The sequence below is a fragment of the Sphingobacterium kitahiroshimense genome, assembly GCF_025961315.1.
GTDB classification, from domain to species: domain Bacteria; phylum Bacteroidota; class Bacteroidia; order Sphingobacteriales; family Sphingobacteriaceae; genus Sphingobacterium; species Sphingobacterium anhuiense.
The window spans coordinates 1729888-1755869 of record NZ_JAOQNK010000001.1; the positions used below are offsets into that span (position 1 = coordinate 1729888).

A 25982-nucleotide genomic window follows, 5' to 3' on the forward strand; every position below is an offset into this window, starting at 1 on the left:
ATCTACTTCGATGGAGTTAGCTTCCAGTTCTTACATTTTCCCGCTTTCTTTCAATAATTTGTAATACGCAAACACAATATTGATTTCCGAGTTGGTGTACTGCAGTTCAGCATCCAACTTGGCATTGCTTGCATCGATCATATCAAGCAGAATGGCCAGCTGGTTATTGTATTTACTTTCCATGATTCTGTAATTCTCCTCTGTCAGATCTTTATTTTTTGCCAATGTTGAGTTCTGGCTACGTGTTTCATTATATTTTATGTAGGCGGCATTAACCGCAACTTCGATCATTTTTTCTGTTTCATTTTCCTGCGCTTTAGCTTTCTCTAATTCATATATGTTAGCCTGTATCTTTTTCGAAGATTTATAGAGCGAACTGATATCATAGCTTAATGACAAACCTACATTCCAACCATTTGAGTACATATCCAGGGCGGGCGATGTCGTCGTAATTGGTTTTTGCAATTTATTACCTGCAAAAGCGGCTAAGGTTGGCATACGTTCGGTCTTTGTTATCTTCGTTGCCGTTTCGGATAGTTCAACTCCCTTTTTACTCATGAGAACTGAGGGGTGCTGATCAATATCGTTTTGGTAGAACGCTAAAGAAGATGCTTCCAAATTGGTCTGCAATAGCTTTTCATCTGCCAGGAGCTGTATTCCTTCAGGAAGACCCAAGGCAACCAATAGCTGTTTATTCAAGATCTGCACATTATTCTCGATCACCTGTAAAGCCAGGTTTAGATTAGAGATCTGCAGTTCACCACGGATCACATCATTTCGAGTGACCATACCTTCTTTATAAAACCGGCTTATATTCTGTAACCGTTGCTCGGCCAATTGAATATTTTTACGGTATACGGAAGCCTGATTTTGCAATTTATACAAGTCCAAATAGTAGCCCAAGGCTAGCAACTTGATATTCTGCTCGTTAAACTGATAATTCAGGGTTGCGAGATCTTCTTGTAGCGATTTGGCTTCGATAGTATGTTTGACCATACCACCCTTCCAGATTAACTGAGTCGCTTCCAAGGCATAGTTATTGCCAAAATGTGGCATCTTGACCGTCGTCGAATTGGAAAAATCTTTATCAAGTAGGACACCGTCACCGATATAAAGGGCGCTGGCGCTTAGATTAAGATCAGGAAGCTGTAAATTTTTAGCGACCTCTACGTTCTGTTTTGCTATTTTTATACCTGCTTTGGAAACTGATAAAGTTGGATTGTTTTCCAGAACCAAAGAAAAGAGTTCTTCAACGGTGAGCTTTTTTTGAGTAGCTTCCTGAGCAAATAGTAAGGAGTCTGAAAAAAGCAATCCGATTACCAAAAACAGATAACTGAATGGTTTTATTTTCATTGTGTGCGATACATTTTAGAATTTCACAGCACAAAAGTCGCAAAAAACAACCCTAACAAAAAGGTTGAAAGCGGGGCAAAAGAAGTCCAAATAGTATCAAAACAAGGTAACCTCGTGTTTATTCCGGTAATTTTTAGGACTTAATCCCGTATGTTTTTTAAAAAATTTACCAAAAGCATACTGATCCGAGAAGTTTAATTCCTCGGCAATCCTTGTAATGGTATCCTTTGAACTGAACAGTAAAGTTTTAGCCTCATTGAGTAAGGCTGTAGCAATGAATACGGAAGGTGCTATATCGGTAATTTCCTTGACACAAATCGATAGATACTTGATCGAGATATTGAGTTTTTTGGCATAAAAATCTAACTCCTTTTCCGTTTTATAATAATCTGTAGCCAATTCAAGAAACTGCAAGGTGATTTCCTCTTTCCGTGCATTTCGTTTTCGGTCAAATTGAAGCTGGATTTCTAATGAATCCATCAATTTATAGGTTATGGTGGAAAATATGGAGAGGATGATCTGTTCGTGAAAGAAAGATTGTCTATTCTCCATATCAGTCTGATAAATCATAAGTTCCACCAAACCTGTTAACTGGTCAAAAATCACTTTATCTGGATTGAAGATATTTTGATTTTTCTCCGCATTGATGATCCGGTACACATCGTACCGGCTAAAGTTAAAATGAATCTTTTCCCTGATAGTCTCCCGATTATAGATCAGCATGTATATTTTAAGGTCATCGGTATAATGGCTCAATTTATAGCTGTTATGCGAGGATATCAGTAAAACGTGATCCTCCACATAAGAAACAGATTGGTTATTGATCTCCAAATGAATGGATCCACTTCTGATAAAAATCATGCTAAAATTAGCGGGTCTCAGGATATGGCCCATCTTAGCATTTTCAAAAAAGTCTTTTTCATTTAGTATTCTTATCAATGACATCAGCAAACTCTTTAAGTACTAAGGGACAAACTAAGATAAAATTATTTTATATGCAATATTATCTTTTGACGCTGTCTATCGAATGACCCGTTTACTCTCCATTACATGTACGTTGCAGAAACCGTAATTTTTAGCTATTTCATATGATCAGCATCAGTCACACAGAACTATGATTTACCCAATTATTATTGTACTTTTAAATAGATCAATCCATTATGAAGAATAACACCAAGATCACCAATACAAGTATAGAATCAGCAGGTTTACCAAAAGACGCCAAACATGTTATGGCAGAATATATCTGGAATGGATTTGATGCTAAGGCTACAGAAGTCTCTATCGACATCGAAAGTAATACCCTCGGATTTATAACAAGTATCTGCATTCGTGATAATGGGGAAGGAATTCCCAGGGAAACACTGAACCTTTCATTTGGGAATTTTTTAGATTCGCTCAAGAAAAATAGCTTAAAACGGAGCTCCTATACGCGTGGAAAAAAGGGAAAAGGCCGTTTTTCTTTCTCACTCTTTGCCACACGAGCAACTTGGAATACTACTGTTAAGACAGATGATGAGCTGATTTCCTATAGCATACGAATAGATCGTGACGCTAAAGAACAATATGATATCGGGGATATCAAATCAGCGGCTAAACCTGAGGGAACTGGTACAACTGTCAAACTGGAAGGTATCTTTGGACTAACAGCTACTACACTGGAGTCTGAAGAATTTACAGATTTTCTTGCGCAGGAATTTGGTTGGTATCTGCTTCTCAACCGGGATTGGGGGTACCGCATCCTCCTCAATGGGACTGCACTTCATTATAATAACCTGATACAGGAGACCGACAGTACGATATTCACTCTTTATAGTATAGCAGAAAACTCGTACAGCTTCCGTGTAAACTATATCCGATGGAAAGAACAGATCGGAGACCGTTACTATTACTATTTTTTAAACAGCAACAAAACTGAAGTAGCAAAACTGCTCAGTAGTTTTAATAATAATGCGATCGACTTCCACCACTCGGTGTATATAGAATCTGACTTCTTTGATCAATTCGAGCAAGCTGATATCGCGATTTCTTCGGAAAGCAATCTCTTCAGTGAAAAAGAACAGCAGGTTATTTATCGTAAATTACTGGCTGAATTACGTGATTTTCTGGAGCGTAAACAGAAAAAATATATTCGCGAGCAGGCCGTCACAGTCAAACTTGAAGAACTGGAGAAGAAAAACCTCCTGCCGCGTTACAGCTCGTCAGATATCGATGTAAACCGAAAAAGGATTTTACAATCTCTGATTCAGGAACTGTATATTGCCGATCCACGTGCCTTTGTTGGTATCAAAGCTGACCTCATACGTACTTATCTCGGTCTTCTGGACTTGCTCTTGCAAACAGACCGTAAACAGGATATTGTACCACTTTTTGAAAATGCTATTGCGCTTTCGGAAAAAGAGCGTGATACGATCAGAAAGATACTGGAAAGTTAGATCTGCTGTATTCAATGGGTGAACTTAAAATTTAAGCATTTTCCGTATTCAAATCTGAAATTAAATTCATTTGGATGTTAGACGAGGCAGCGAAATAATTGAAAAATGCTTTTGACTTACTGTATAATTGTCTTAAACATAAAAAATATTTAAGACAATTATATTTCTATACGAACGATCATATTCAGTATCTATTGATATAACGATTCGCGTATTTGAAGAAGACTTTTTTCTAAATAAGTGGTATCCATTGATTTTGGGAATGAACTCTCGAAATACAGTTCATCAATTTCACATTGTATCACTTCCACCTTTCTACATAATTCGTCATATGTCCATCTGCCTGATTTTATTTCGAGCAGTGCTTCACGATTAGGGCGCTTAAGAATGAGTTCTCCCTTTAATAACAGATCTCGCGCAACCTCCATCAGACGTATAGTATGCATCATATTTTTAGCATCATATCCTTGTCCATGTGCGACAGTTCCAGCATAACGCATAACATTACGCTTCTTTTCCCACTCCTTGTATGCCTTAAAATCTTTACAATATGACGAATAGGCTTCATGATTAACAAAGAGCAATGCTAAGGTCTCCTCTCCTTTCTCAATGGAACTCAAGGCAACTTCATGGCTATCTGCTTTTGCCATTATACCGCGATATAATCCTTGCTCATTCTTATCATAATATAATGCAAACACATTTTTACAATGATTCAATTTAATCAATCCGCAAAAGTGAGACTTTAACTTATGATCCTGTAACCATGATTCTACAGGATAACTTTTTCCGCTACTCATTATGTAAGCAAAATCTAATAAACTTTTCCGCGCTCCTACATGTGGATTATTGATCTTTTTGTTCAAGCCTTTGGCTTTTTTCACCTGCTGCATCGCATATTGAACAAAACTATCTATCAATCCCATATTAAGGAGTTTTTTAAATTGAAAATTTGCCATTAATGGATGGTTTATCAATATGGATGCTGAAGCACTAGCCAGTAGTTCCATTGCTCCCGGATTATTTTTACTGAGTAATTCGACAAATCTGCCTAATTCATAATATACCTCATCATGACTATCGTTATTAATTTGAGCGATATAGCTTAAACCATAGAACACATTTTTTGGTAAGTAAAACACGCCTTTAATATCTGTATCAGATGCCACTGTATCTAAACCGTAAGCCCTGCTTCCTGTTATTGCTTTAAACAGAATCAGATTTTGATCATGCAGATCTTTAATTGTCATCATCTTCTTTACGAATTAAGTCTATAAAATAACTATTGATCGGTTCTACTGACATTTTTAAAGCAGGTATCGTCATAACAGTATCTTTAAGTTTTTTGAATGTATTTTTCATATAGATACACAGCTTCTCATCCGGAGAGAATATAAAATCTTCTCTAACTGATGCTTTTATCATAATAATCGACTCCAGATTTTTAATAAAATCGGATGGAAGCAATTGCATTAAATCTTTCATTTCCATTGGCGCATAAGATCTGTTTGTTTCAATCCATAGAGCTGATAAAAGACTTCTAGCAATGTAAAGAAAATCTTTCAGAGAGATGTTTGACTGATCAAGCCCTTCCATTTTCTTATGACATAAACCTAAATAATGGTGCATATGTGCACGCAAGTTAGGTGCATAATCCAGTAGTGTTATAAAATCATTTTTAAAAAAACTATAATCTCCATAACAAATTGGGGATTGCAACCATTCATATAATGTACAGTTACTTTTGTAAAGTAGCTTCAGTACTTTGCGAATATCCCAACCATAAATATCAAGATCACCAACAATTGGGTACTTAATATCCTCTTCTATAGAAAAAACCGATAGATAATCAGTCTTTCGTCTTTGATAGATAAACCGAATATCGTAGTCACTATCTAAAGATGGAAAACCCCATGCACGACTTCCTGACTCACATGCATAAAGTATCTTTATATTTTCCTTAATTTCAATTTCTTGAATGATTCCGCATAAATAATGATGATCCATTTTCAATTTTATTTTCCACAAAGGAGCATTCCTTTGTACTACATGACAAAGATGAGATCTACCTACTGCAGCTTAACTGCGCAATAAAAATCAACAATATAAAAAACTGAAAATCAAAACAATAAAATATTTAAGATCAAAATAAACCAAGTCGAATCGCAATAGCTACGCAACTTCATTGCGCAGGAATATAAATCATTTATTCTCTATCTCTCAAGCTACTGTATAAGAAAAATTAGAGATAAAGTTCCAAGCTATAGTTTAGAGCACGGTTATTACCATAATTATGAGCAATTGTGAAATTGTTGCCAAGCGCACTATTCACTTCATAATAAGTAAAAAGTTGCTACATTTGTCTCAGTGAAAAATTTTTCAATCTTATTGATATTATCAATTTATTTGTTTTCAACAACTGAACTGATTCAATTGTTGAAAATTCCTGTATTAATTTCTCATTGTATAGAACATAAAAATAACAACAGTAAACTGACGTTTGTACAATTCTTAAATGATCATTATAATATTCCTGTAAAAGATAATGACCGGGATACAGATGAAAAACTTCCTTTTGTAAAACATGTCAATTTTTTAAACATCACAGCAATTTCTTCTACCGTGTCATCGGAAGTACCATTAATGACATCAAGCATATTCTTTGAGAAAAAGCTGTTATTTTACCCTGATCAGTATTACTTAAATACTTATACCTGCCATATTTGGCAACCTCCAAAAATTTCTTAATTATTTTCATTTTTTTTATCCTTTATCTGTATTCATTTGTTGTTAGTTAAAACAGCATTTGGTTACGATCTGGATTTCTTTAATAACCTTTGCTGGTCATGCAAATTCGTGGTTATTGGGGAAACATTTCTATATTCTAATTGAATTGACGCTTAAAAAACAATAAAATGTCAAATGAACAAACGGCAATAAAAGCAACCTACTTTAGTATAATTGGAAATTTTTTACTGGCGCTCTTAAAATGGTTAGCTGGTTATTTTGGAAATTCATACGCGCTTATTGCAGATGCAATTGAATCTACAGCAGATATATTTTCCTCTTTTTTGGTTTTACTTGGATTAAAATATGCAAAGAGGCCGGCAGATGAAAACCATCCTTACGGACATGGGCGCATTGAACCACTTGTAACATTTGTCGTAGTGGGCTTTTTAATTATTTCAGCGACAATCATTGCTTACGAAAGCATTCAAAATATTCGCACCCCTCATGAGTTGCCCAAACCATGGACTTTATTCGTCCTATTGGCGATCATTATCTGGAAGGAAGTTTCTTTTAGGGTTGTCATTAAAAAAAGTAAAGAAACTGGAAGCTCTTCATTACGAGCCGACGCATGGCACCACCGAAGTGATGCGATCACTTCTGTAGCAGCCTTTATCGGCATATCAATCGCTTTGATTTTAGGAAAGGGCTATGAGAGTGCCGATGACTTTGCGGCGCTATTTGCTTCGGGATTTATACTTTACAATTGCTATCTTATCTTTCGCCCTGCCTTGGGAGAGATCATGGATGAAAACCTTTACGATGATTTAATCGCTGAGATACGTATCAACGCCGTAAAGGTAGATGGTATCTTGGGTACAGAGAAATGCTTTGTTCGTAAATTAGGTACAAAACATCTGGTTGATTTACATGCAATTGTTAGTGGTGATATCTCAGTAAAAGAGGGCCATCAATTAGCACATAAACTTCAGGACTATCTGCAAAAAAAAATGCCCCAACTGGGAAACATTTTAATACATATTGAACCAGATTAACGCTGGCAGTCTGAAAGAACAATCTAAAGGTCCTATGAATTCATTAAAAACTAGAAACAACTGGATTGAGCGACACGTAAATCAAAGATGATATTTAATATCTTAAACGAAGATTTAAAGATTTCCTACCTGGGTGTTTGTTCATTACTTTCACCTCATTGAAAGCAGATTTATAGATAAAAATCATTAATCTATAAAACTGTTCGTGTTGTTCCTATCCTATATTTTGATTCATTTAATATTCTTAAATTTAGGTTATGGAACTAAATAAAGCATTTCAACACATTACAGAAGATTTCATCTCGCTACTTGATTCTTTAGATGAAAATGAACTGAATACGAAACCTAAAGCTGACGATTGGTCGCCTGGACAAATCGGCGATCATATATTGAAATCTTATGCTTCAGCAGAAGTCATGAGCGGGCGTACCGAATCGACTCATCGGGAACCAGATGAAAAGGTAACAACCATTAAAGATACATTTACGGACTTTACAATACGTATGAAATCTCCTCAAGCGATATTGCCTTCTGAAAAACGACTCGACAAACAGCGTTTACTAAAAAATCTTCGTGATCGTACTGCCCAGATCGAAACCATAATTAAGGAGAAAAATCTTTCAGATACTTGTATCGATTTTGCCATCCCTGAATATGGTCCATTTACAGTTTTGGAGTGGGCATGGTTCAATACCTATCATACACAGCGACATGTACATCAGTTAAAAGATGTGATTCAATCAATTAAACCTTAAAATATGACTAATAAAGATCTCATTTTAGCTTATTTTAATTGCTATGAAATGGGTGCCCGGAATGGGCTACAAAACCTGCTGGATGAAGATTTTCAATTCAGTAGTCCTCACGATCCAATGCTTACTAGGGAGGACTATTTCCGAAAGTGCTGGCCATTTCATAAAAAAGCAACTGCATATCAAATCGATACCTTCCTGGAAGACAAAAACAGTATTTTCGTCATTTATACCTGCACGACTGATGATAAAAATAAGTTTGAAAATGCCGAATACTTTCAGATCGAAAATGCAAAAATAAAAAAGGTCAAGGTATTCTACGGAACGCTGAATAGTTAATATTTCTATTAATTTCATCACCCATTACACTATTCATTAGCCATACCCTACTCACTTAAAACCATCCGCTGATTTTAAGCATTGTAAACATAAAACTTTACCCTGTAGCATAAATAAATGCGCAGTGCCATAAGCTTCCATAAATAGTTTTCCTGTCTAAGAAGATTTATAATAACACACGAGTATTAAAGGCACATATGTTAATGGAGCCGTTATCCCTATACCTCCTTACCGCATCAGCTGATGATTAAATAATAATTTTTCCTTTTTTGACTTAAGTCAAAGGTTAAGGTTTGCAATACTTGCAGCTTTGCACTCATAATAATAATTAAAACAAAAAATTATGAGTGTAACATTAGAAAATGGCATAACCAGTAATTTTTACAGGGCCATAACGCCGATTATAATATCGGTATTCGGAGTGTATCTTACCATAGGGATTGCATTGGGTGTACTGCCAAAATTTGTTCAGCAAACCTTAGGATTTGACAGTATCATTGTAGGCCTTGTTATTGGAATGCAATTCTTGTCGACTTTATTAACTCGGGCATATGCAGGGAAACTTACAGATACCAGAGGAGCTAAAAAAAGCCAAATGATCGGTGTAGTACTTGCAGTAATAGCTGGCATTACATATCTCCTATCAGTCACAATACAAAGTAATGTAATCTTTGCATTAGCCTTACTCTTACTTGCAAGAATCATTCATGGTGTAGGAGAAAGTTTCTTGGTTACAGGAGCGTTAACTTGGGGAATCGGACTTGTCGGAACATCAAATTCTGGAAAAGTAATGACTTGGAACGGAATAGCGATGTATGCAGGTATTGCAATTGGAGCACCTTTAAGTATTTGGATCAATAAAAGTTATGGCGGTTTCCCAGCGTTTATCATGATCATGCTCCTGCCCTTTGTCAGCTGGCTATCTACAGTAAAACTACCCGCAATAGCAGTTGACAAAGACCATGTCAGAACACCTTTTTACAAAGTAATCGGAGCTATATCCGGACAAGGATTAAGTCTCGCTTTTTCTTCAATGGCATTTGGCTGTATTGCTTCTTTCATCGCCTTGTTTTTTAGCGAAAAAAATTGGGGTGACGCCTCATTAGCTTTTATGGTCTTTGGGGCTTGTTACATCTTAACCAGAATTTTCTTTGCTTCTTCTCCTGATAAATATGGCGGTTATAAAATTGCATTGCTTTCACTTATTATTGAAGTGATTGGTCAAGTTTTGATCTGGACTTCCGTATCAAAAACGATTGCCATTATCGGATGTGGGATGACAGGGATTGGGTTCTCACTGGTTTTTCCAGCTCTAGGTGTTCTAGCTATCCAGAAAGTAAAGCCACAAATGAGGGGCACGGCTTTAGGTGCCTATGTAGCTTTTGTTGACCTTTCTTTGGGATTGGCAGGGCCTCTAGCAGGGTTAATAGCTGGCTGGTTCGATTACCAGACTGTCTATTTATTTGGAGGAATAAGTTGCATCCTCTCGATGATAACATTAATGATGAATAAAAAATAAGTATAACAATGGAAAATACATTAAAAATGTTTGGTAAAGATGCCAACGAAAGGGTTGAGAATGCTTTAAAGGAACTAAAATCTGGTAAAGGCGTTATCCTCTTAGACGATGAAGATAGAGAAAATGAAGGTGACCTTATTTTCTCAGCAGAAAACATGGATATTCAGGATATGGTGCAGATAATAAGACACTGTAGTGGTGTAGTCTGTCTGTGTCTTACAAATGAAAAGGCTGATGAACTCGATTTACCTTATATGGTCAATGCTAATTCCAGTCTCTTTCAGACTCCTTTTACAGTTTCGATTGATGCTCGGGAAGGTGCAACAACTGGTCTTTCGGCATCTGATAGAATTGCCGCTATTAAAGCGGCATGTGCTGAAAATGCGCAACCTGGAGATTTGGTTCGACCGGGGCATATCTTCCCATTGCGTGCTCACGATTATGGTGTCTTAGGAAGAAATGGTCACACTGAAGGCAGTATCGACCTCATGAAGCTGGCTGGTCTAAAACCAATATCCGTATTGTGTGAACTAATGGAAGATGATGGAACCATGTCGCGTCTGCCACAGATGATCGCCTTTGCTCTAGATCATCATCTAACGATATTATCCATCGCCGATATTATCAAATACCGAAAATTGCAGTTAGTAGCGAATGAATTATAAAGTCCTTTAATAAATCAAAAAATCAGCATTAAACAATATCATAATGAGAAAAATACATTTCGTATTTACCGTTAAACGCAGAGAATTCCTAACACCACATATGATTCGTGTGGTGTTTGGAATCAGTAATGAACAAGCGGTACTTTTAACGCATATAAAGTCCGGATCTAATAATAAAATTTTCATACCGCCTGCCGATAGAAATGTCATTTATTTCCCTGAAAAAGAATCAGAAACAAGACCTGAATTGCTGGCATCAATAAGAACATACACCAATCGCAAAATTGATCTGAAGAAAAAGGAACTGACCATTGATTTTGTCTCCCACGGAGATAATGGACCTGCATCTACATGGGCATTAAAAGCTAAACCGGGCGACGCTCTAGGTATCGGTATGAAAGAAAGTATAAAACCCTTAGTCCCCGAAGCCGATTCCTATCTACTCATAGGTGACGCAACAGCATTGCCCGTAATCAGTGCAATTTTAGAAAAATTAAAAACCGGGATTGATGTTAAGGTTATTTTGGAGGTATCTGCTAAAGAAGATCGAATAAATATTCCATCTTCGGCAAATGTAGATATTGACTGGCTGTACAACCCGCATCCTGAAAAAGGAAGCAAATTAGCGTCTACAGTAAAGACTTTTACATTCGCAAAAGCAGACCTGCGTAATTATGTGTATTTAGCCGCTGAATATGCTACTGTCAAAGAATTAAGAAACTATTTTAAAACTGACCTAGAGTGGGATCCACAGATGATATACAGCTGCAGCTATTGGAAGTCTGGTGAATCTGAAAGCGCATATCTTTAAAGATACAACACGCCAAATAAACAGCGCTACGATCGAGCTTTTATTGGTAAATTTGTCTATCACTGATTTTAAGTACATGCAAGAACTATTAGCTTCATATATTAAAAGTAAAATTTCATTAACGGATAAAGATCTAGAGATCATTTTATCCCATTTTAAGCCGATGAAACTCAAAAAGAATGAACTCGTACTAACAAATGGTCAATCCAGTCAACGGACATTTTTTGTTACACAGGGATGTCTGCGCATTTTCTTTATCAATGAAGAAGGAACGGACTCCACCCGATATTTTGCTTTTGAGAATCAGTTTGCAACAGCATTAGTAAGTTTTATTACTTCCGAACCTTCAGAAGAATTTATTCAGGCTGTTGAAGATTCGGAAGTATATTACATCACACATAAAAGCTTTTATCATCTTCTGGATATCATACCCCTATGGGAAAAATTTTACCGTATATATCTTGAAATTGCTTACGTAACCAATACCAAAAGGTTAATGTCTTTTCTAATGCAGGACGCTTTGGAAAAATATCGGCAGCTCTTAGATGAAAATCCGATTATTGTCCGAAGATTGTCGAATAAGCTTGTCGCTTCCTATCTCAATATTTCTCAGGAGACGCTAAGTAGACTAAAATCAAAAATCTGATCTTCTTTTTTTGACTCAGGTCAATGTTTTAATATATGCTATTGACCAACTTTGTATCACTAATACAAAGACAATGAGTAACCAGGACCGTACCTTCGAAATATTTTCAGGAATTATTCTTCAGAAGAATAAAATAGCTGAGCATACCTATCATATCAAAATTCAGAGTATGGATTTTTCGCGCATCCACTATATTCCAGGTTTTTCTATTGATATATTTTTATCCAATCCTTATTACAATCCACTGAGCGAAGTGCGAAGATATTCATTCTGGAATTATGAACCGGTCTATCATGTTGCAGACTTTGCCATTAATACCTTTTCCAATGGCAAGGGGGCACAATGGGTTCAAACCGTACAGGAAGGCGATACCATATTTTTCAAAGAACCGTCTAGTGAAATAAGTATGAATAACACAGCAGACCACTACTTTTTAATTGGGGATATTATTGCTTTATCTCATCTATATGAAATAAACAGAGCCTTATCGGTAAGTAAACAAGTAAGTAGTTTTATTTTTGCAGAACATCAAGAAGATATTTTTCCAGATCTCGATCATAGTTTCCCTTTAGAAACGCACATAATTGAATCATTAGATCCGCAGAAAATTATTGAATTGATTTCCCTTAATTTTCCTGAACATCAAACAAATATCATTGCTTACATACTTGGTGACTCTAAAACAGTATCGTATATTTATAATTATTTAAAAGATAATCCAATGTATGACATCAGTACGATTTACATCAAAAGCTTTTGGAACAAAACAATCATTTAACATGAAATAAAGATGATTATAGCAGGTACAAATGGAGATTGATCAAAATCAAAATAACAAAATTACCCTTTGAAGCTCTATGACTAGAAGAATAGATTTGAATAGCGAAAGAACTACGATGGCAATGTTACGCGCATATTTAAATTAGATCACAATAAAACTAAAAAAAATCAAATCAAAATAGCTTTCAAAAGAAAGTAAATAAGCTCAGATGCCACCAATCGACATTTTTTTGTATTTGGACAGAAAAATTAATCAGCTTGAAATGCAATGACTTAATGTTTTTAAGTAAAAAAAAAGTACATAAGTTTTGGAAATATAGATCATTTAAGTACTTTTGCATCACCGAAAGGAAAACGCGCTCATAGCTCAGCTGGATAGAGCATCGGTTTTCTAAACCGACGGTCTCAGGTTCGAATCCTGATGGGCGTACTTAAAATCCTCTTTACTTTTGTAAAGAGGATTTTTTGCTTTATGACTTTTTCACTTGAACATTTCTTTCGATCCACTTTTCAAATTTTTCAACAAAGGAGGTTAGAAAATCATATGTAGAAGTATCTATAAGATCTCCACTGGCATCAAACAACTTTGCGGCATGGCTGATATACGCTTCCGGCTGTTGTAAAGTAGGCATATTTAAGAATACCAAGGATTGACGAAGATGATGATTGGCCCCAAAAGCACCTAATCCTCCCGGAGTACAGCTTATAATGGCCGCAGGCTTACCATCCCACACACTCTTCCCGTATGGTCTTGAACCTACATCTAGTGCATTCTTAAGTACTGCAGGAACCGATCGATTGTATTCGGGAGTGATAAATAATACCGCGTCATATGGATTGATTATTTCTCTAAAATTTTGCCAGGCTACAGGTACGTCTTTTTCTAAATCCTCATTGTACAATGGCAATTCTCCAATTTCAATGTCATCAAACTGCATACCGGCTATTTTAAATTGGCCAATAGCTCTTCCTATCTTTTTATTGAAAGATTCCTTTCTTAAACTTCCAACGATGAGTGCAACTTTAAATGGTTTCATAAATGATCATTTGTTTCTTTAATAACGTACAACAGTAGCTTTTGGTTTGCATATAATTCTCTGATTTGTCATGACACAACATGATTTCTAAGTTAAAAAACCATTACATTAGCGAACCATTAAACCAAATATTTAAAGCATTATGATGTCAGATATCTATAGATAAAAATCACCTTTATCAGAGCAGGATTGTTTCGTAGTATTCGACCGTAGAAAATCATCTTTTACCTTTCCTGTACATATACATCCGGAGTATGAACTGAATTATGTAGAAGGAGCATCTGTAGCTCAACGGATCATTGGAGATTCCAGTGAAACCACCGGTCACAAAGATTTAGTTCTTATTGCCAATCCGGAATTAAAACACGCATGGAAGGATGGAGAATGCACATCAACAGACATTCACGAAATCACCTTACAATTTCACCCCTCGCTGGTTGAACAGATCTTAGACAAAAAGCAATTTCAAAGCATACAGGAATTATTTAACAGGGCATCCAAAGGAGTTCACTTTGGCACCGCAACTATTGAGAAGGTGCTTCCCATACTACGCATTCTGACCATGGAAAAAAATGGCTTTTACGCTGTAATGAAACTCTTTATCCTGCTATATGAATTATCCAAAGGAGAAGACCTCAGAGAACTTTCTAGTTCCACAAAAATGGGTATGACCCCAAATGAAATACTCCTACAAAGATTAGAGAATTACATTTCTAACAATGTTAGTCACATGATTCGATCTCTTTATCATAAAACAAAAAACTAATAAAAATTAACACACTTAAAATCAGCAAAATCACTGTTCAAAATCTATTTTTACCTTTATTTTTTTAAAATAAATTTGGTAGGAATGTTAAAATTCGTACTTTTGTCGCGGAGAGCTGGCAGAGTGGTCGAATGCGGCAGTCTTGAAAACTGTTGACTGTCATAGGTCCGGGGGTTCGAATCCCTCGCTCTCCGCATCCTAACAAGGAGAAAGTATCAAAACCCTACAAATTGTACAATTTGTAGGGTTTTTCTTTTATACGTACATATCGTTTATTTCAATACCTCTCATTTCCAGCGAGACCCTAGCGAGACCCTAAAATATGTTAGCTAGAGTCTCGCTAAAATGAACCGCTAGATGAGCACTGAATAAAGGCATTACATGACCAGTCGTTGAACATCTTGACAGTTTATATCCAATAGAATAAATTGAATATTGAAATAAAACACCACCACAATGAGCAGTCAAGTTTCCGTTTATATATATGCGCGTGACTGCATCCCATTTATGTCCGGATAACCATCCAAGGCAAACGAACCGAATTCTCGACTAAGAAATTCATCACACCATCCAAGTGGGACCAAAACGATGAAAATGAAGGGTCCCACCGAAGAAGCCCGTTCAATAAATAGCTACCTCGACACCGTTAAAAACAAGCTAACACAATCATGGTGTTATGAATTTAAGTATATAAAAAATGCGGAGACCGAGTGAACTCCACATTTTTTATATACTTACATACTTCATGAGACAGTTTCAAAAAAATTTACTTTCCATTATAATTTTCAATCATTTTATAAAGGAGCAAGTAGTCGGTTTCAATTTGACGAACCTTTCCGTTTATATCATATTCTATCCGTTTATCCCCAATTTGACGAACCTTTCCGTTTATATCATATTCTATCCGCTCATTCCCAATTTGACAAACTCTATCATTGATATCATAATAAATCCGCTTATCTCCAATTTGGCGAACTCTATCATTGATATCATATTCAATCCGCTTATCTCCAATTTGGCGAACTCTATCATTGATATCATAATCAATCCGCTTATCTCCAATTTGGCGAACTCTACCATTGATATCATAATCAATCCACTTATCTCCAATTTGGCGAACTCTACCATTGATATCATAATCAATCCGCTTATCGCCAATTTGACGAACTTTATCATTGATATCATATTCAACCCGCTCATCGCCAATTTGACTAACCCTATCGTGGATATCATATTCTATTCGTTTATCCCCAACGCGGCTAATCCGATTGTGAATATCATACTCTATTCGATTATTATCAATTTTAGTACCTCGTAGAAAAAGAAGCTCCATTAAAAGCTTATTTTCACTGGTACTAAATCTCTCAATTAATTGTGCTTGAGCATTAATCGAAAAAAACAAAACAGGCAACAAAAACAGTAACTTCCTCATAGTTAAGAATTAAATATCCTGAAAAGCGCCGTCATACACTTTTTCTTTTACTCATATCAGAACAAAAAAAACATACATCACAAAGCCTTCCGTTATCTTACAAGTTAACAAAAAAATAGAAAAATTCTAACTTACAGCAAACTATTGATCAGAAAACAACGTAACAAATTCACTATATGACTCATATATTTCCTATCTTCAATATAAAAAAAGTGAGTTCGATTGAACTTCTTTCTTAATCATTAAGTGTTCACTTTCCCCTATCTACTACAAAGTCCTATTTGGAGTCCAAGTCAAACACACATCTATGCGCAATTCGACCTTGATATGCGGCTTATATATCCTCAAAATAACGCATTAAAGCTGTTTATACTAAATGTCTACCTACAACAAAAACTGAAAGAGGTAACCCCTCCTAATAAAATCAAGAAGCAATATTTCTCACATCATCCTACCAAATTTGAAGCTTACAGCAGTCTATACGACCTTAGCGATACGACCAATCAATTTGAAATCCTCAGCTATATTCGACCTTTGGGAAATAGATGGATAACCACCTATTATGGTCAACCTAAATATTAACCACATGCGAGATAGTTTGCATATGGCATAAGCTATCTTTGGCAGTCCAAATGTAAGCAAAGACGCTTCCTCTATTATCAATATCAATCCTCTTGTCATCTTTCAAAATCTAAAGGTTCCAGTTCTGATTTTGGATGCTATATCTACTGATGACCCTATTCCTACTTACGAAGAGAATAAGAGGCTAGCTGAAAATCACCATAAAACATATCGTAGTGGAAAATATCTCGCACAACATTCATTATGCGGAGTCTTAAATTTTCATCATAGCGATTACAGACTTTCTCGCCAATCTTTAAAAAGACTATTTTTTACTATAATCATGTATACCCAAATATAAAAAATCAAATGCAAAAAGATTAATATACAAACATCTACACAAGTATAAAGTAGAATTAAAACATCAAATAATGTTGTTCATATCGTATCTTTGTATAAGAAATCAGAAGTAGAAAACGAAAACTGGATTTAGCGAAACCTTTTAGAGCCCCCCAAAAACCAGGCACTATAAAAGAAACAAAACCAAGGAGTTACGAACAAGGCTCAAATCCCTCGCTCTATCCAAAAAAGAAACTCCATCTATATCACAGTAGCCTATATATCTTATTCTATCAAATATTTTTTAAATTGCAATATTAATAATAAAAGACTTCAACGTGTTTTTATTGCAATTTGTATTAAGAACAATTCACAATGATATTTGATTTTCACTGATAATTTAAACAAACCGATGATATTAGAATTAGCGATATTACATATAAAAGCAGGTAAGCAGCTTGCATTTGAAAATGATTTCATCACAGCCAGCCAATATATTGCAACTATTGACGGCTATATAAGGCATTCACTAAAAAAATGTATCGAGGTAGAAAACCAGTATGTACTTCTAGTGGAGTGGAGTTCTGTAGAAGCACATGAAATTGGATTCCGCCAGTCTCCGCAATATTTAAAATGGAAAGAGCTGCTTCACGACTATTATGATCCCTTTCCTCAAGTTTTTCATTACGAAGATTTACCTCAAAAAATATGATAAATTATAATAACAAACGTTTTTCTGCTGTAAACAATAGCAATAATGGAGAAACATCCCATGAAACAGTTTTCCACTATAAACAGCTTGACTCTATTGTAACAGCTCAATATAATGGAGGTAAAATCATCCATGGTCAATTGATTAGTATCGTGAATGAGCAGAGGGAAATTGATATGCGCTATCAACAGGTGAATAGAGAAGGAAAATTAATGACTGGAATCTGTAAATCTAAACCTGAAATCTTACCGAATGGAAAGATAAGATTACATGAACGCTGGCAATGGACTTCGGGAGACCTATCTTTAGGGCAGTCTATTATTGAAGAATTGTAAACCATATCTTGAATACCAATACTAAAACAATAAATAATGAATTTCACGTTCCACCAGATCAATCACATTAAAGTAGCAGAATTAATTTCCGAGGCTGTAGTCATAAAAACGGCAGATGATGCCGTAGATTTAATAGGAAATCTTTATTATGAGGATCTCTCTAAAGTAATCGTACACGAAAAAAATTTGATATCAGATTTTTTTGATCTCAAAAATAAAATCGCAGGAGAGGTATTGCAAAAGTTTTCTAATTACCGCATGCAAATCATTATCATAGGTGATTTTTCAAAATTCACTTCCAAAAGCATAATTGATTTCATATATGAAAGTAATAAAGGAAGACAGGTTAATTTTGTAAAAACACTAGAGGAGGCACTATCACTTCTTGCAAAATAAAAAACATGAAGGAGTGATTTTGAACTTTCACTGGCAATGCAAGTATTATTCATAAGCTTGAATGAAGTATAAAATTTAAATTTTCTGTTTTTTAGAAAAAACCTGCTTCAGCAACAAAACTGTTAGATATGAAAAAAACACCACCCAATATTTGCTGGCTCGCATAAAAAGCCCTAGCTTTACCTTTATATGAACCGCTTTAGACTACATATCACAAGAAAATCGCAACGCATCTTATTTGTCGTTGCAACGGTTTTTTGTGTACTGTTGACTTCCTGTGCAATAAAAAGTAGCATTAAAAGCTGGGCAGATATAACAAGTAATACAACAAAAGCTCCGATAAAAAATGGAAATCTATTTTCCAGCAACGTAGCTGAAAAATGTATCAATAGTGAAAGCACAGATACACAGATATCACAAGCTGTTTCTTTTCATGTTGGTGATTTTACTCCACTTGTATTATTTACCCTTGCGTTTATGTTGCTGCTTAACATTGTTATCCGCAGTCAACAAGTACACCCCAATTATGGTAATCTGAAACTATCAGGCTCCATTCCTATTTTTATAAGAGATCGCAATCTCCAAATTTAGTACTTCTTTTTACCTTCCTATAATCCTATTGATCATTACTTTTCAATAGGCAAAACTTCTATTTTATTCTAGACAGCTTGTTGTTATTTCAACGGCTTTTCAAAAACATAATATCATTATGATAAAAGACATAGTGGCAGCTATATGTATGTGGCTTGCCCTTGCATCCGTGCTACCCTTATACGGACAGCAAAAAAAAGAAAACACACTGGGCAGTTTATGGTCTCAGGTGGAAGAAAACTACCCTGGAATAGCTGTTAAAAAAATTGCTATAAATGCGGCCGAGCTAAATGCCAAAGCTGTAAAAAGTACTCATCTTCCACAAGTAAAAACACAATTTCAAAACACCTATGGCACTTATGAAGGGAGTGCCGGAGCTTTCTTTCCGCAGCCCGGTTTTTTTAATGTAAGCGGTAATCCTGGAGCATTAGAAGGAAGCAGTTTAGCAGCAAATAGCTTTGCTTCGGCTACTGTTGAATGGGAATTGTTCACCTTTGGTAGACTTAAAAAAGAAAATGAAGTGGCAGAAACGCTAGTTCAGAAAAAAGTTAGTGAACAGGATGCTTACATCCTAAATCTCAAAAAAGTACTTTCTGAACGCTACATCACATTGCTTTATAATCATGCAAAATTAGAATGGTCTAAAAAAAATACGGAACGCTTAGATGATATCCGTAAAATCAGTTCAGGTTTAGCGGCTTCGGGTCTTAAACCTGCGGCAGATAGTCTTTTGGCTACTTCTTCTTATGTGCAGGCTATGGGTGAGCATGATAAATGGAACGGTAATAAGTATGCTTCCTATATCAAACTCCAAGAACTATATGATCAAGATACTGTTATGTACAGTTCATCCATTCGGCATTTTTCAGCTCCTATGGAAAGTCAGGATGTAAATGCTAGTCAGGGCATCAACGACAGTCATCCAATATTAGCTGCATTAGGCAAACAGATGCAATACTATACGCAAAGCGGAGAAGCCCAAAAGAGAGCAGCGATGCCATCATTAAAGCTACTAGGTGGCTATGCTTACCGAGGAACAGGTGTTAACTCCAATGGTAAAAGTTCAAGTGCATGGCAAGACGGTTTTAGAAATAACACGAATAATATGCTTGTCGGTATAGGCATAACATGGAATATAACAAGTTTATATACAAACCGATTAAAAGGTAAAGGATTAAATGAAGAGGCCAACAGCGCTAAATTATTGCAAACGCAATATCAGGATGCGATGGAAGCAGATCTATCAGCATCTCAAACAAAAAGCCACTGGCAATATAAGCAGTTACAAAAATCTCAAATCGCCGTTAAACAGGCACAAGATGCTTATGGTATGTATCTAGCCCGTTATAAAAGTGGACTGATCACGCTTAGTGAATTATTACAGATCCGCATTTTACTTGAACAGGCCGAGAATAATCATATCGAAGCCTCCCGTTCGTATTGGATGTTACTGGCATATGAGTCAGAGCTAACGGCCAATTTCGATTATCTGTTTAATAACCTTTAATATATAGATATGAATCTAATAAGATTTGCGCTCAGGAAACCCATTGCTATCATGGTAGCGGTCATTACGATTGCCTTTTTTTCTTATAGCACAATAAAAAAAATCAATGTAGACATCTTTCCTGAAGTTGAATTACCGGCTATGTATATCGCTATGCCTTATGGCGGATTATCCCCGGCCTATATGGACGGATTTATGGCAAATGAATTTCAGAAGGTGCTCCTATTTGTCAGCGGTGTTAAAAATATAGACTTTAAAAGTGTACAGGGGCTCAGCCTGATGAAGCTTACCTTTTATCCAGGTACCAACATGGCACAAGTAGCCGGAGAAGTATCTACTTCAGTTTCAAGAGCGATGGGCTTTCTACCTGCTGGTGCAGTACCGCCGATGGTAGTCCGTTTTGATGGAAGTTCATTACCGGTAGGTCAGTTGGTCTTTGAAAGTGACAAACTCTCGATCAATGAAATACAGACACTTGTATTAACCAAAATCAGACCGATGTTTGTCGAAATCCCCGGGATCACCGCACCCGCACCTTTTGGAGGTAATGCGCGTTCAATTGTCGTCGATATTGATCCCGAAGCGATGCAGGCCAGCGGACTAAGTGCCGAAGACATTACAATTGCCATCACCAAAAGCAGTATTCCTTCTCCTGCCGGAAATATCCGTATAGGCGATGAAAATTTAATGGCTCCAATTAATTCAATCGCTAAAAATCCGGAGGAGTTTTTAAATACACCGATCAAGACCACTGACAACCGTACCATCTATGTCAGAGATGTCGCTTCAGTGTCAGATGGCGCAGATCAAACAGTGGGATATGCATTGGTCAACGGGAAACGCTCCGTATACCTGCCTATCATCAAAAAAGCAGATGCTTCTACACTAGATGCTGTAAATAATTTAAAGTCGTCCATGGATAAATTAAAGAATCAACTTCCGGAAGATGTGGATGTCCGTTACGAGTTTGATCAATCCAAATACATTGAGCGCTCACTTTCTAATCTGATACATGAAGGCATACTCGGTGCTGTTTTTACGGGATTGATGATTTTCTTATTTCTAGGAGATACGCGGGGGGCTTTTATCGTAGTACTGACAATACCGATCGCTATACTCTCGGCTGTTATGGTTCTTTACCTATTTGGACAAACCATCAACATCATGACACTAAGCGGCTTAGCCCTATCGATCGGTATTCTTGTCGATGAAGCTACAGTGACGATCGAAAACATCCATCAACATATGGAAATGAAAAAAGGAAAACAGCGCGCTATTTTAGATGCGTTGCTTGAAATATCTGTTCCAAAGCTTTTAATTCTACTTTGCATTTTAGCAGTGTTAACTCCTGCTTTCATTATGACCGGTATTCCTAAGGACATGTTTATTCCTTTATCAATGGCTGTAGCATTTGCAATGGTAGCATCCTTTATTGCCTCTCAAACATTCGTACCTATTTTGGCGAATTGGTTAATGAAAAATAAACAGGAAATTGTAAGTAAAACGAATAGAAAAAAAGCTTTTTTTGAGAAATTCAGAGTAAATTATTCTTACAGAATGCGTAAGTGGTCCGCAAAATCACTTGGTCTTTTTTTACTCTATATCGTACTTTCTGGGGGAACAATCGGTTTATTATTAAATTTCGTCGGAACCGATGTCATGCCTGTATCAAATAGTGGTGACTTCCAATTACGTATACAAGCCCCACAAGGAAGCAGAATCGAAAAAACAGAACAGATCGTCAACTCCATTACTGATGCTATCAAAACACAGCTTCCTGAAGATGGCATAGCGATAACTTCTGCTTTCGTAGGCATGCAACCTGCTACATCCCCGATCAATCCTATTTTTCTGTTCACAAGTTCTTCACATGAAGCGGTACTGCAAGTATCCGTAGATCAAAATTTGTATGCTGGATCTATGGAGGACCTGAAAGAAAAAATAAGAACTTCAATAACTCAGAATCATCCACAGATAAAGTTCAATTTTGAACCGATGGAACTGACAGAAAAAATAATGGGACAGGGAGCTATGACGCCCATTGAAATTAAAGTTGGTGCCGGACAGCTTAAAGCAGCAAATACACATGCTTCGAAAATTGAATCGAATTTGAAAGAAATACCTTATTTACGAGATGTACGAATTGCTGAACCAATCGCCTACCCTACTCTTGAAATTGAAGTTAACCGTGACTTGGCCGGACAGTTTGGATTGACCATGCAGGAAATTACGAAGAGCTTAGTGACCGCCACCTCTTCTACCCGTTTTACAGATAAAAATCTTTGGGTAGATCCGAAATCGGGGCTTGTTTTTCAAGTTCAGGTTCAGATCCCCGAGCATATCATGTCATCAGAAGAAAGGCTTAAATCGCTTCCTTTAAAGAAAGGAAACCTCCGTCCGGTACTTGAAGATATTGCTACTGTTCGCCGAGTAACCGCTCCGGCACAAGTAAACCGCAAAGGTCCTAACCGATATGTCACGATCATAGCAAATGTCTACAATCAAGATTTGGGAACAGCTTCTACAGCCGTAAAAAAAGCTATAAAAGATGCGGGCGAACCTCCACGTGGTGTTAGTATATGGACTGAAGGTACAATGCAACTTCTTGACGACACATTAGGCAATCTTTTGACAGGATTAGCTGTAGCTATTATTGCTATTTTCTTGATGTTATCTGCGTACTACCAGTCTTTTAAAGTTCCTTTAATTATCCTATCAGTCATTCCTGCTGTGATTACGGGGAGCTTAATTATATTATTTCTTACGAACAGTACTCTTAATTTACAATCATATATGGGTATTATCATGTCCATTGGTGTATCGGTATCCAATGCCGTATTGCTCATAAATCAAGCTGAATATTACAGAAGAAACATGGCCTTAAAACCTACAAACGCGGCAAGATTAGCTGCTTCGTCAAGATTGCGTCCGATATTAATGACTGCCGCGGCCATGCTTGCCGGTATGTTGCCTATGGCGATAGGTATTGGAGATGGCGCCGAACAAGTAGCACCTCTCGGTAGAGCTGTTATTGGCGGTCTTATTGCATCTACAATTGTTATTTTACTGCTTCTACCGCATTTCTTTTCTTCACTCATGTCCAGAACATCAGTTAGTAGCCCATCTCTAGATCCTGATGATGAGACAAGTCAGTATTATTCTAATAAAAAAACATCATCCCTATAAAATATCACATCATGAATACGACAATCTCTAAATATAAAATATCAAGTTTAACTGGCTTTGCTTTGCTCCTAATTACATGTATGTCATGCGCTCAGCAAGAACAAAAAACTAAAAAAGAGAATAAAAAGGTGGACAAACAAATAAATTATAGTACTGTGGCGGTACAGTTCATAAATCCGGAATATGAGATTTCAGTTCCAGCAGAACTGAAACCTTATGAACAGGTGGCTGTTTTTGCAAAAGTATCAGGATTTGTAAAACAGTTATATGTAGACCGTGGTGATCATGTACGTAAAGGACAGCTATTGGCGATACTAGAGGCCCCTGAAATGAATCAACGATATCTTTCTGACAAAGCTACTGAGCAAAAGATATATAACGATTACCTCTTTGCACAACAAGCATATGATCGTTTGAAAGATGCATCAGCGACAGCCGGTGCTGTAGCGGCAATTGAATTAGACAGAGCAAAAAGTTCTGTTGAAAGTGCACGTGCAGCTTACGAAGCTTCTAAAGCTGGTACGACCCATACATCACAATTACAGCAATATCTGCGTATCACTGCCCCTTTCGATGGCGTCATTACAGAGCGAAATGTTTCCGTAGGAGCATTGGCAGGAACTTCATCCAACCAGTCGCTGTTCATGATGGCACAAGGTAATAAATTACGCTTAACTTTGTCACTTCCAGAAAAACATGCGGCTTCTGTTCAGCAAGGTGTCCAAGCGAATTTCACCGTAAGTTCACAGCCTGGAAAAACATTTGAGACAACATTATCCCGTACTTCAGGATTACTGAATCAGCAAGATCGGTCACTTACACTAGAATTTGATGTCGACAATCCATCACGCGAATTACAAGGAGGCGACTATGCACAAGTTAAATTAAAACTAAAACGTAAGACTCCATCTAGTTGGGTACCTAAAAAAAGTGTTCTAACGACACAGGCTGGCACTTTTATACTTATATTAGACGATCAAGAAATTAAACGCATTCCTGTCAAGGAAGGCGTACATTTGGATACGTTAACGGAAGTATTTGGCCAAATTTCGACAGAAAGTCAAATCATATTAAAGCCATCAGAAGAAATTAAAGAAGGAAAAATAAACAAATAGAAATAAATATGAAAATCCAATTCAATAGGAAAATGATCGGCATGCTTTTGATTGCATGCAGCATTACAGCTATATCCTGCAATTCAAAAACTAAAGACACGCAAAATTCAAAGTCGGACGAAACAGCAGAGGATAGTACAGTGGCTACTAAAGCTATCCAAGCAAACGAGGTTAGCTTTAAAGATGAAGATGGAAAAGATATCACCCTAAGCTCACTAAAAGGTAAAGTGGTATTCATTAACTTTTGGGCGACGTGGTGCCCTCCCTGTATTCATGAAATGCCTTCTATCAACACTTTAAAACAATCCTTCAAGGGTAATGATGAGATCGTATTTTTAATGGTAGATGTAGATGGCACGATGGAAAAATCAAAAGCATTTATGACCGAAAATAAATATGATTTACAAGTGTATATTCCAAATGGCGATATTCCGCAAGATTTCTTAGGAAATGCAATACCAACTACGGTAATCATTAACAAAAAGGGAGAGATGGTAGATCGTATGGAAGGTGGGCGTGATTACGCAGATCCTGAAATAGCAAAATCTTTGAATGAGCTTATTCAAAGCAATTAATACCTTATTGTAAAAAATGTAGCTCATTATTAATATAGTGAGACCAAAAGCCTTCATCTGTCCACGATGAAGGCTTTTTTTATACTCATTAATTTACTTCTCCCGAAGTGAGCAATCAAAAGAATCCAATGCTCAAGCACAGCAAAGAAATGTTACTTCTATATTAAACAATAAGAAAGCACTTTTGCTAGACTTTTTTACAAAACAGCATGAAATAATCTTTGAACTTAAAAAAATATTGAATTATTATATTTTTTCCTTCATTATATAGATTTATCTCCTTATTTTTATATATGAGCAAAGCAAGTTGTGCTCATTAGTAACCAAATAGACTATAAAATACGCGCT

The 25982-nt window shown here is 36.4% G+C and carries 26 protein-coding genes and 2 tRNA genes; 22 read left to right on the forward strand and 6 right to left on the reverse strand.

Annotation, left to right across the window (positions count from 1 at the left end; genetic code table 11):
* Window positions 1–30: 30 nt before the first annotated feature.
* The gene (locus M2265_RS07875) at window positions 31–1353 is read right to left on the reverse strand and encodes a TolC family protein (protein ID WP_132771130.1); all 1323 of its coding nucleotides are present in this window, start codon (window positions 1351–1353) and stop codon (window positions 31–33) included.
* A 96-nt stretch (window positions 1354–1449) separates the two neighbouring features.
* Window positions 1450–2298 (reverse strand): helix-turn-helix domain-containing protein, encoded by an 849-nt coding sequence (locus M2265_RS07880; protein ID WP_132771129.1) that lies wholly within the window; start codon window positions 2296–2298, stop codon window positions 1450–1452.
* Between the two features lie 215 nt (window positions 2299–2513).
* Between M2265_RS07880 and M2265_RS07885 the strand changes: the two genes are divergently transcribed.
* Complete coding sequence (locus M2265_RS07885) at window positions 2514–3788, forward strand: ATP-binding protein (protein WP_132771128.1); 1275 nt, start codon at window positions 2514–2516, stop codon at window positions 3786–3788.
* 191 nt (window positions 3789–3979) lie between these two features.
* Here the strand turns inward: M2265_RS07885 and M2265_RS07890 are convergent, their stop codons facing one another.
* Complete coding sequence (locus tag M2265_RS07890; RefSeq protein WP_243655442.1) at window positions 3980–5041, reverse strand: DNA polymerase beta superfamily protein; 1062 nt, start codon at window positions 5039–5041, stop codon at window positions 3980–3982.
* Entirely contained in the window at window positions 5028–5795 is a 768-nt protein-coding gene (locus tag M2265_RS07895) for a DNA polymerase beta superfamily protein (RefSeq protein ID WP_021189466.1), read from the reverse strand. The genes M2265_RS07890 and M2265_RS07895 overlap by 14 nt, the downstream gene beginning before the upstream one ends.
* Before the next feature lie 360 nt (window positions 5796–6155).
* Here M2265_RS07895 and M2265_RS07900 point away from each other — a divergent pair, with 360 nt between their 5' ends.
* The 10 genes from M2265_RS07900 (at window position 6156) to M2265_RS07945 (ending at window position 13512) form a co-directional block, all read left to right on the forward strand.
* Window positions 6156–6536, forward strand: a complete 381-nt coding sequence (locus tag M2265_RS07900) for a hypothetical protein (RefSeq protein WP_132771127.1) — start codon at window positions 6156–6158, stop codon at window positions 6534–6536.
* 167 nt (window positions 6537–6703) lie between these two features.
* Window positions 6704–7570 (forward strand): cation diffusion facilitator family transporter, encoded by an 867-nt coding sequence (locus M2265_RS07905; RefSeq protein WP_132771126.1) that lies wholly within the window; start codon window positions 6704–6706, stop codon window positions 7568–7570.
* Between the two features lie 257 nt (window positions 7571–7827).
* Window positions 7828–8325, forward strand: coding sequence for a DinB family protein (locus M2265_RS07910; RefSeq protein ID WP_132771125.1), 498 nt, complete (start codon window positions 7828–7830; stop codon window positions 8323–8325).
* A gap of 3 nt (window positions 8326–8328) precedes the next feature.
* Window positions 8329–8661: a hypothetical protein gene (locus M2265_RS07915; RefSeq protein ID WP_132771124.1), complete on the forward strand. Its 333-nt coding sequence runs from the start codon at window positions 8329–8331 to the stop codon at window positions 8659–8661.
* 343 nt (window positions 8662–9004) lie between these two features.
* A complete protein-coding gene (locus M2265_RS07920; RefSeq protein ID WP_132771123.1) occupies window positions 9005–10180 on the forward strand; it encodes an MFS transporter in 1176 nt (391 codons plus the stop codon).
* A gap of 8 nt (window positions 10181–10188) precedes the next feature.
* Window positions 10189–10845, forward strand: coding sequence for a 3,4-dihydroxy-2-butanone-4-phosphate synthase (gene ribB / locus M2265_RS07925; RefSeq protein WP_132771122.1), 657 nt, complete (start codon window positions 10189–10191; stop codon window positions 10843–10845).
* 43 nt (window positions 10846–10888) lie between these two features.
* A complete protein-coding gene (locus M2265_RS07930) occupies window positions 10889–11656 on the forward strand; it encodes a siderophore-interacting protein (protein WP_132771121.1) in 768 nt (255 codons plus the stop codon).
* A 76-nt stretch (window positions 11657–11732) separates the two neighbouring features.
* Window positions 11733–12302, forward strand: a complete 570-nt coding sequence (locus tag M2265_RS07935; protein WP_132771120.1) for a Crp/Fnr family transcriptional regulator — start codon at window positions 11733–11735, stop codon at window positions 12300–12302.
* A gap of 73 nt (window positions 12303–12375) precedes the next feature.
* Window positions 12376–13080 carry a hypothetical protein gene (locus tag M2265_RS07940; RefSeq protein WP_132771119.1) on the forward strand — a complete coding sequence of 235 codons (705 nt, stop codon included), beginning with the start codon at window positions 12376–12378 and terminating at the stop codon, window positions 13078–13080.
* 358 nt (window positions 13081–13438) lie between these two features.
* Window positions 13439–13512, forward strand: a tRNA-Arg gene (locus M2265_RS07945).
* A 40-nt stretch (window positions 13513–13552) separates the two neighbouring features.
* Here M2265_RS07945 and M2265_RS07950 read toward each other — a convergent pair.
* Window positions 13553–14119 carry an NADPH-dependent FMN reductase gene (locus M2265_RS07950; protein ID WP_132771118.1) on the reverse strand — a complete coding sequence of 189 codons (567 nt, stop codon included), beginning with the start codon at window positions 14117–14119 and terminating at the stop codon, window positions 13553–13555.
* A gap of 875 nt (window positions 14120–14994) precedes the next feature.
* On the opposite strand from M2265_RS07950, the gene M2265_RS07955 reads away from it, so the two are divergent.
* Window positions 14995–15079 (forward strand) — tRNA-Ser (locus M2265_RS07955).
* Window positions 15080–15388: 309 nt separating this feature from the next.
* Entirely contained in the window at window positions 15389–15517 is a 129-nt protein-coding gene (locus tag M2265_RS26985) for an Arm DNA-binding domain-containing protein (protein ID WP_413716345.1), read from the forward strand.
* 134 nt (window positions 15518–15651) lie between these two features.
* Here M2265_RS26985 and M2265_RS07960 read toward each other — a convergent pair whose 3' ends face one another.
* On the reverse strand, window positions 15652–16317 hold the full coding sequence (locus M2265_RS07960) for a hypothetical protein (protein WP_132771117.1): 666 nt from the start codon (window positions 16315–16317) through the stop codon (window positions 15652–15654).
* 327 nt (window positions 16318–16644) lie between these two features.
* On the opposite strand from M2265_RS07960, the gene M2265_RS07965 reads away from it, so the two are divergent.
* The 9 genes from M2265_RS07965 to M2265_RS08005 all read left to right on the forward strand — a co-directional run bounded on the left by M2265_RS07965 (window position 16645) and on the right by M2265_RS08005 (window position 25634).
* Complete coding sequence (locus tag M2265_RS07965; RefSeq protein WP_132771116.1) at window positions 16645–16899, forward strand: hypothetical protein; 255 nt, start codon at window positions 16645–16647, stop codon at window positions 16897–16899.
* A 730-nt stretch (window positions 16900–17629) separates the two neighbouring features.
* Window positions 17630–17929, forward strand: coding sequence for an antibiotic biosynthesis monooxygenase family protein (locus M2265_RS07970; protein WP_132771115.1), 300 nt, complete (start codon window positions 17630–17632; stop codon window positions 17927–17929).
* The gene (locus M2265_RS07975) at window positions 17926–18264 is read left to right on the forward strand and encodes a n-acetylglutamate synthase (protein ID WP_132771114.1); all 339 of its coding nucleotides are present in this window, start codon (window positions 17926–17928) and stop codon (window positions 18262–18264) included. Before M2265_RS07970 ends, M2265_RS07975 begins: the two co-directional genes overlap by 4 nt.
* A 36-nt stretch (window positions 18265–18300) precedes the next feature.
* Window positions 18301–18660, forward strand: a complete 360-nt coding sequence (locus M2265_RS07980; RefSeq protein WP_132771113.1) for a DUF4180 domain-containing protein — start codon at window positions 18301–18303, stop codon at window positions 18658–18660.
* Between the two features lie 189 nt (window positions 18661–18849).
* Complete coding sequence (locus M2265_RS07985; RefSeq protein ID WP_132771112.1) at window positions 18850–19251, forward strand: hypothetical protein; 402 nt, start codon at window positions 18850–18852, stop codon at window positions 19249–19251.
* Window positions 19252–19369: 118 nt separating this feature from the next.
* Window positions 19370–20758: a TolC family protein gene (locus M2265_RS07990; protein WP_132771111.1), complete on the forward strand. Its 1389-nt coding sequence runs from the start codon at window positions 19370–19372 to the stop codon at window positions 20756–20758.
* Between the two features lie 9 nt (window positions 20759–20767).
* Window positions 20768–23944 carry an efflux RND transporter permease subunit gene (locus M2265_RS07995; RefSeq protein ID WP_132771110.1) on the forward strand — a complete coding sequence of 1059 codons (3177 nt, stop codon included), beginning with the start codon at window positions 20768–20770 and terminating at the stop codon, window positions 23942–23944.
* A gap of 11 nt (window positions 23945–23955) precedes the next feature.
* Complete coding sequence (locus M2265_RS08000; protein WP_132771109.1) at window positions 23956–25059, forward strand: efflux RND transporter periplasmic adaptor subunit; 1104 nt, start codon at window positions 23956–23958, stop codon at window positions 25057–25059.
* Window positions 25060–25067: 8 nt separating this feature from the next.
* Window positions 25068–25634, forward strand: a complete 567-nt coding sequence (locus M2265_RS08005) for a TlpA family protein disulfide reductase (RefSeq protein ID WP_132771108.1) — start codon at window positions 25068–25070, stop codon at window positions 25632–25634.
* Window positions 25635–25982: the final 348 nt, after the last annotated feature.

Bases quoted from the DNA above. Each gene is read 5' to 3' on its own strand.
- M2265_RS07960 (WP_132771117.1), bottom strand. From the start codon at position 16,317: ATGAGGAAGTTACTGTTTTTGTTGCCTGTTTTGTTTTTTTCGATTAAT.
- M2265_RS07970 (WP_132771115.1), top strand. From the start codon at position 17,630: ATGATATTAGAATTAGCGATATTACATATAAAAGCAGGTAAGCAGCTT.
- M2265_RS07920 (WP_132771123.1), top strand. From the start codon at position 9,005: ATGAGTGTAACATTAGAAAATGGCATAACCAGTAATTTTTACAGGGCC.
- M2265_RS07940 (WP_132771119.1), top strand. From the start codon at position 12,376: ATGAGTAACCAGGACCGTACCTTCGAAATATTTTCAGGAATTATTCTT.
- M2265_RS07995 (WP_132771110.1), top strand. From the start codon at position 20,768: ATGAATCTAATAAGATTTGCGCTCAGGAAACCCATTGCTATCATGGTA.
- M2265_RS07880 (WP_132771129.1), bottom strand. From the start codon at position 2,298: ATGTCATTGATAAGAATACTAAATGAAAAAGACTTTTTTGAAAATGCT.
- M2265_RS07935 (WP_132771120.1), top strand. From the start codon at position 11,733: ATGCAAGAACTATTAGCTTCATATATTAAAAGTAAAATTTCATTAACG.
- M2265_RS07980 (WP_132771113.1), top strand. From the start codon at position 18,301: ATGAATTTCACGTTCCACCAGATCAATCACATTAAAGTAGCAGAATTA.
- M2265_RS07885 (WP_132771128.1), top strand. From the start codon at position 2,514: ATGAAGAATAACACCAAGATCACCAATACAAGTATAGAATCAGCAGGT.
- M2265_RS07930 (WP_132771121.1), top strand. From the start codon at position 10,889: ATGAGAAAAATACATTTCGTATTTACCGTTAAACGCAGAGAATTCCTA.
- M2265_RS07875 (WP_132771130.1), bottom strand. From the start codon at position 1,353: ATGAAAATAAAACCATTCAGTTATCTGTTTTTGGTAATCGGATTGCTT.
- M2265_RS07915 (WP_132771124.1), top strand. From the start codon at position 8,329: ATGACTAATAAAGATCTCATTTTAGCTTATTTTAATTGCTATGAAATG.
- M2265_RS07965 (WP_132771116.1), top strand. From the start codon at position 16,645: ATGCGGCTTATATATCCTCAAAATAACGCATTAAAGCTGTTTATACTA.
- M2265_RS07990 (WP_132771111.1), top strand. From the start codon at position 19,370: ATGATAAAAGACATAGTGGCAGCTATATGTATGTGGCTTGCCCTTGCA.
- ribB (WP_132771122.1), top strand. From the start codon at position 10,189: ATGGAAAATACATTAAAAATGTTTGGTAAAGATGCCAACGAAAGGGTT.
- M2265_RS07950 (WP_132771118.1), bottom strand. From the start codon at position 14,119: ATGAAACCATTTAAAGTTGCACTCATCGTTGGAAGTTTAAGAAAGGAA.
- M2265_RS07985 (WP_132771112.1), top strand. From the start codon at position 18,850: ATGAACCGCTTTAGACTACATATCACAAGAAAATCGCAACGCATCTTA.
- M2265_RS07905 (WP_132771126.1), top strand. From the start codon at position 6,704: ATGTCAAATGAACAAACGGCAATAAAAGCAACCTACTTTAGTATAATT.
- M2265_RS07910 (WP_132771125.1), top strand. From the start codon at position 7,828: ATGGAACTAAATAAAGCATTTCAACACATTACAGAAGATTTCATCTCG.
- M2265_RS08000 (WP_132771109.1), top strand. From the start codon at position 23,956: ATGAATACGACAATCTCTAAATATAAAATATCAAGTTTAACTGGCTTT.
- M2265_RS07895 (WP_021189466.1), bottom strand. From the start codon at position 5,795: ATGGATCATCATTATTTATGCGGAATCATTCAAGAAATTGAAATTAAG.
- M2265_RS07890 (WP_243655442.1), bottom strand. From the start codon at position 5,041: ATGATGACAATTAAAGATCTGCATGATCAAAATCTGATTCTGTTTAAA.
- M2265_RS07975 (WP_132771114.1), top strand. From the start codon at position 17,926: ATGATAAATTATAATAACAAACGTTTTTCTGCTGTAAACAATAGCAAT.
- M2265_RS08005 (WP_132771108.1), top strand. From the start codon at position 25,068: ATGAAAATCCAATTCAATAGGAAAATGATCGGCATGCTTTTGATTGCA.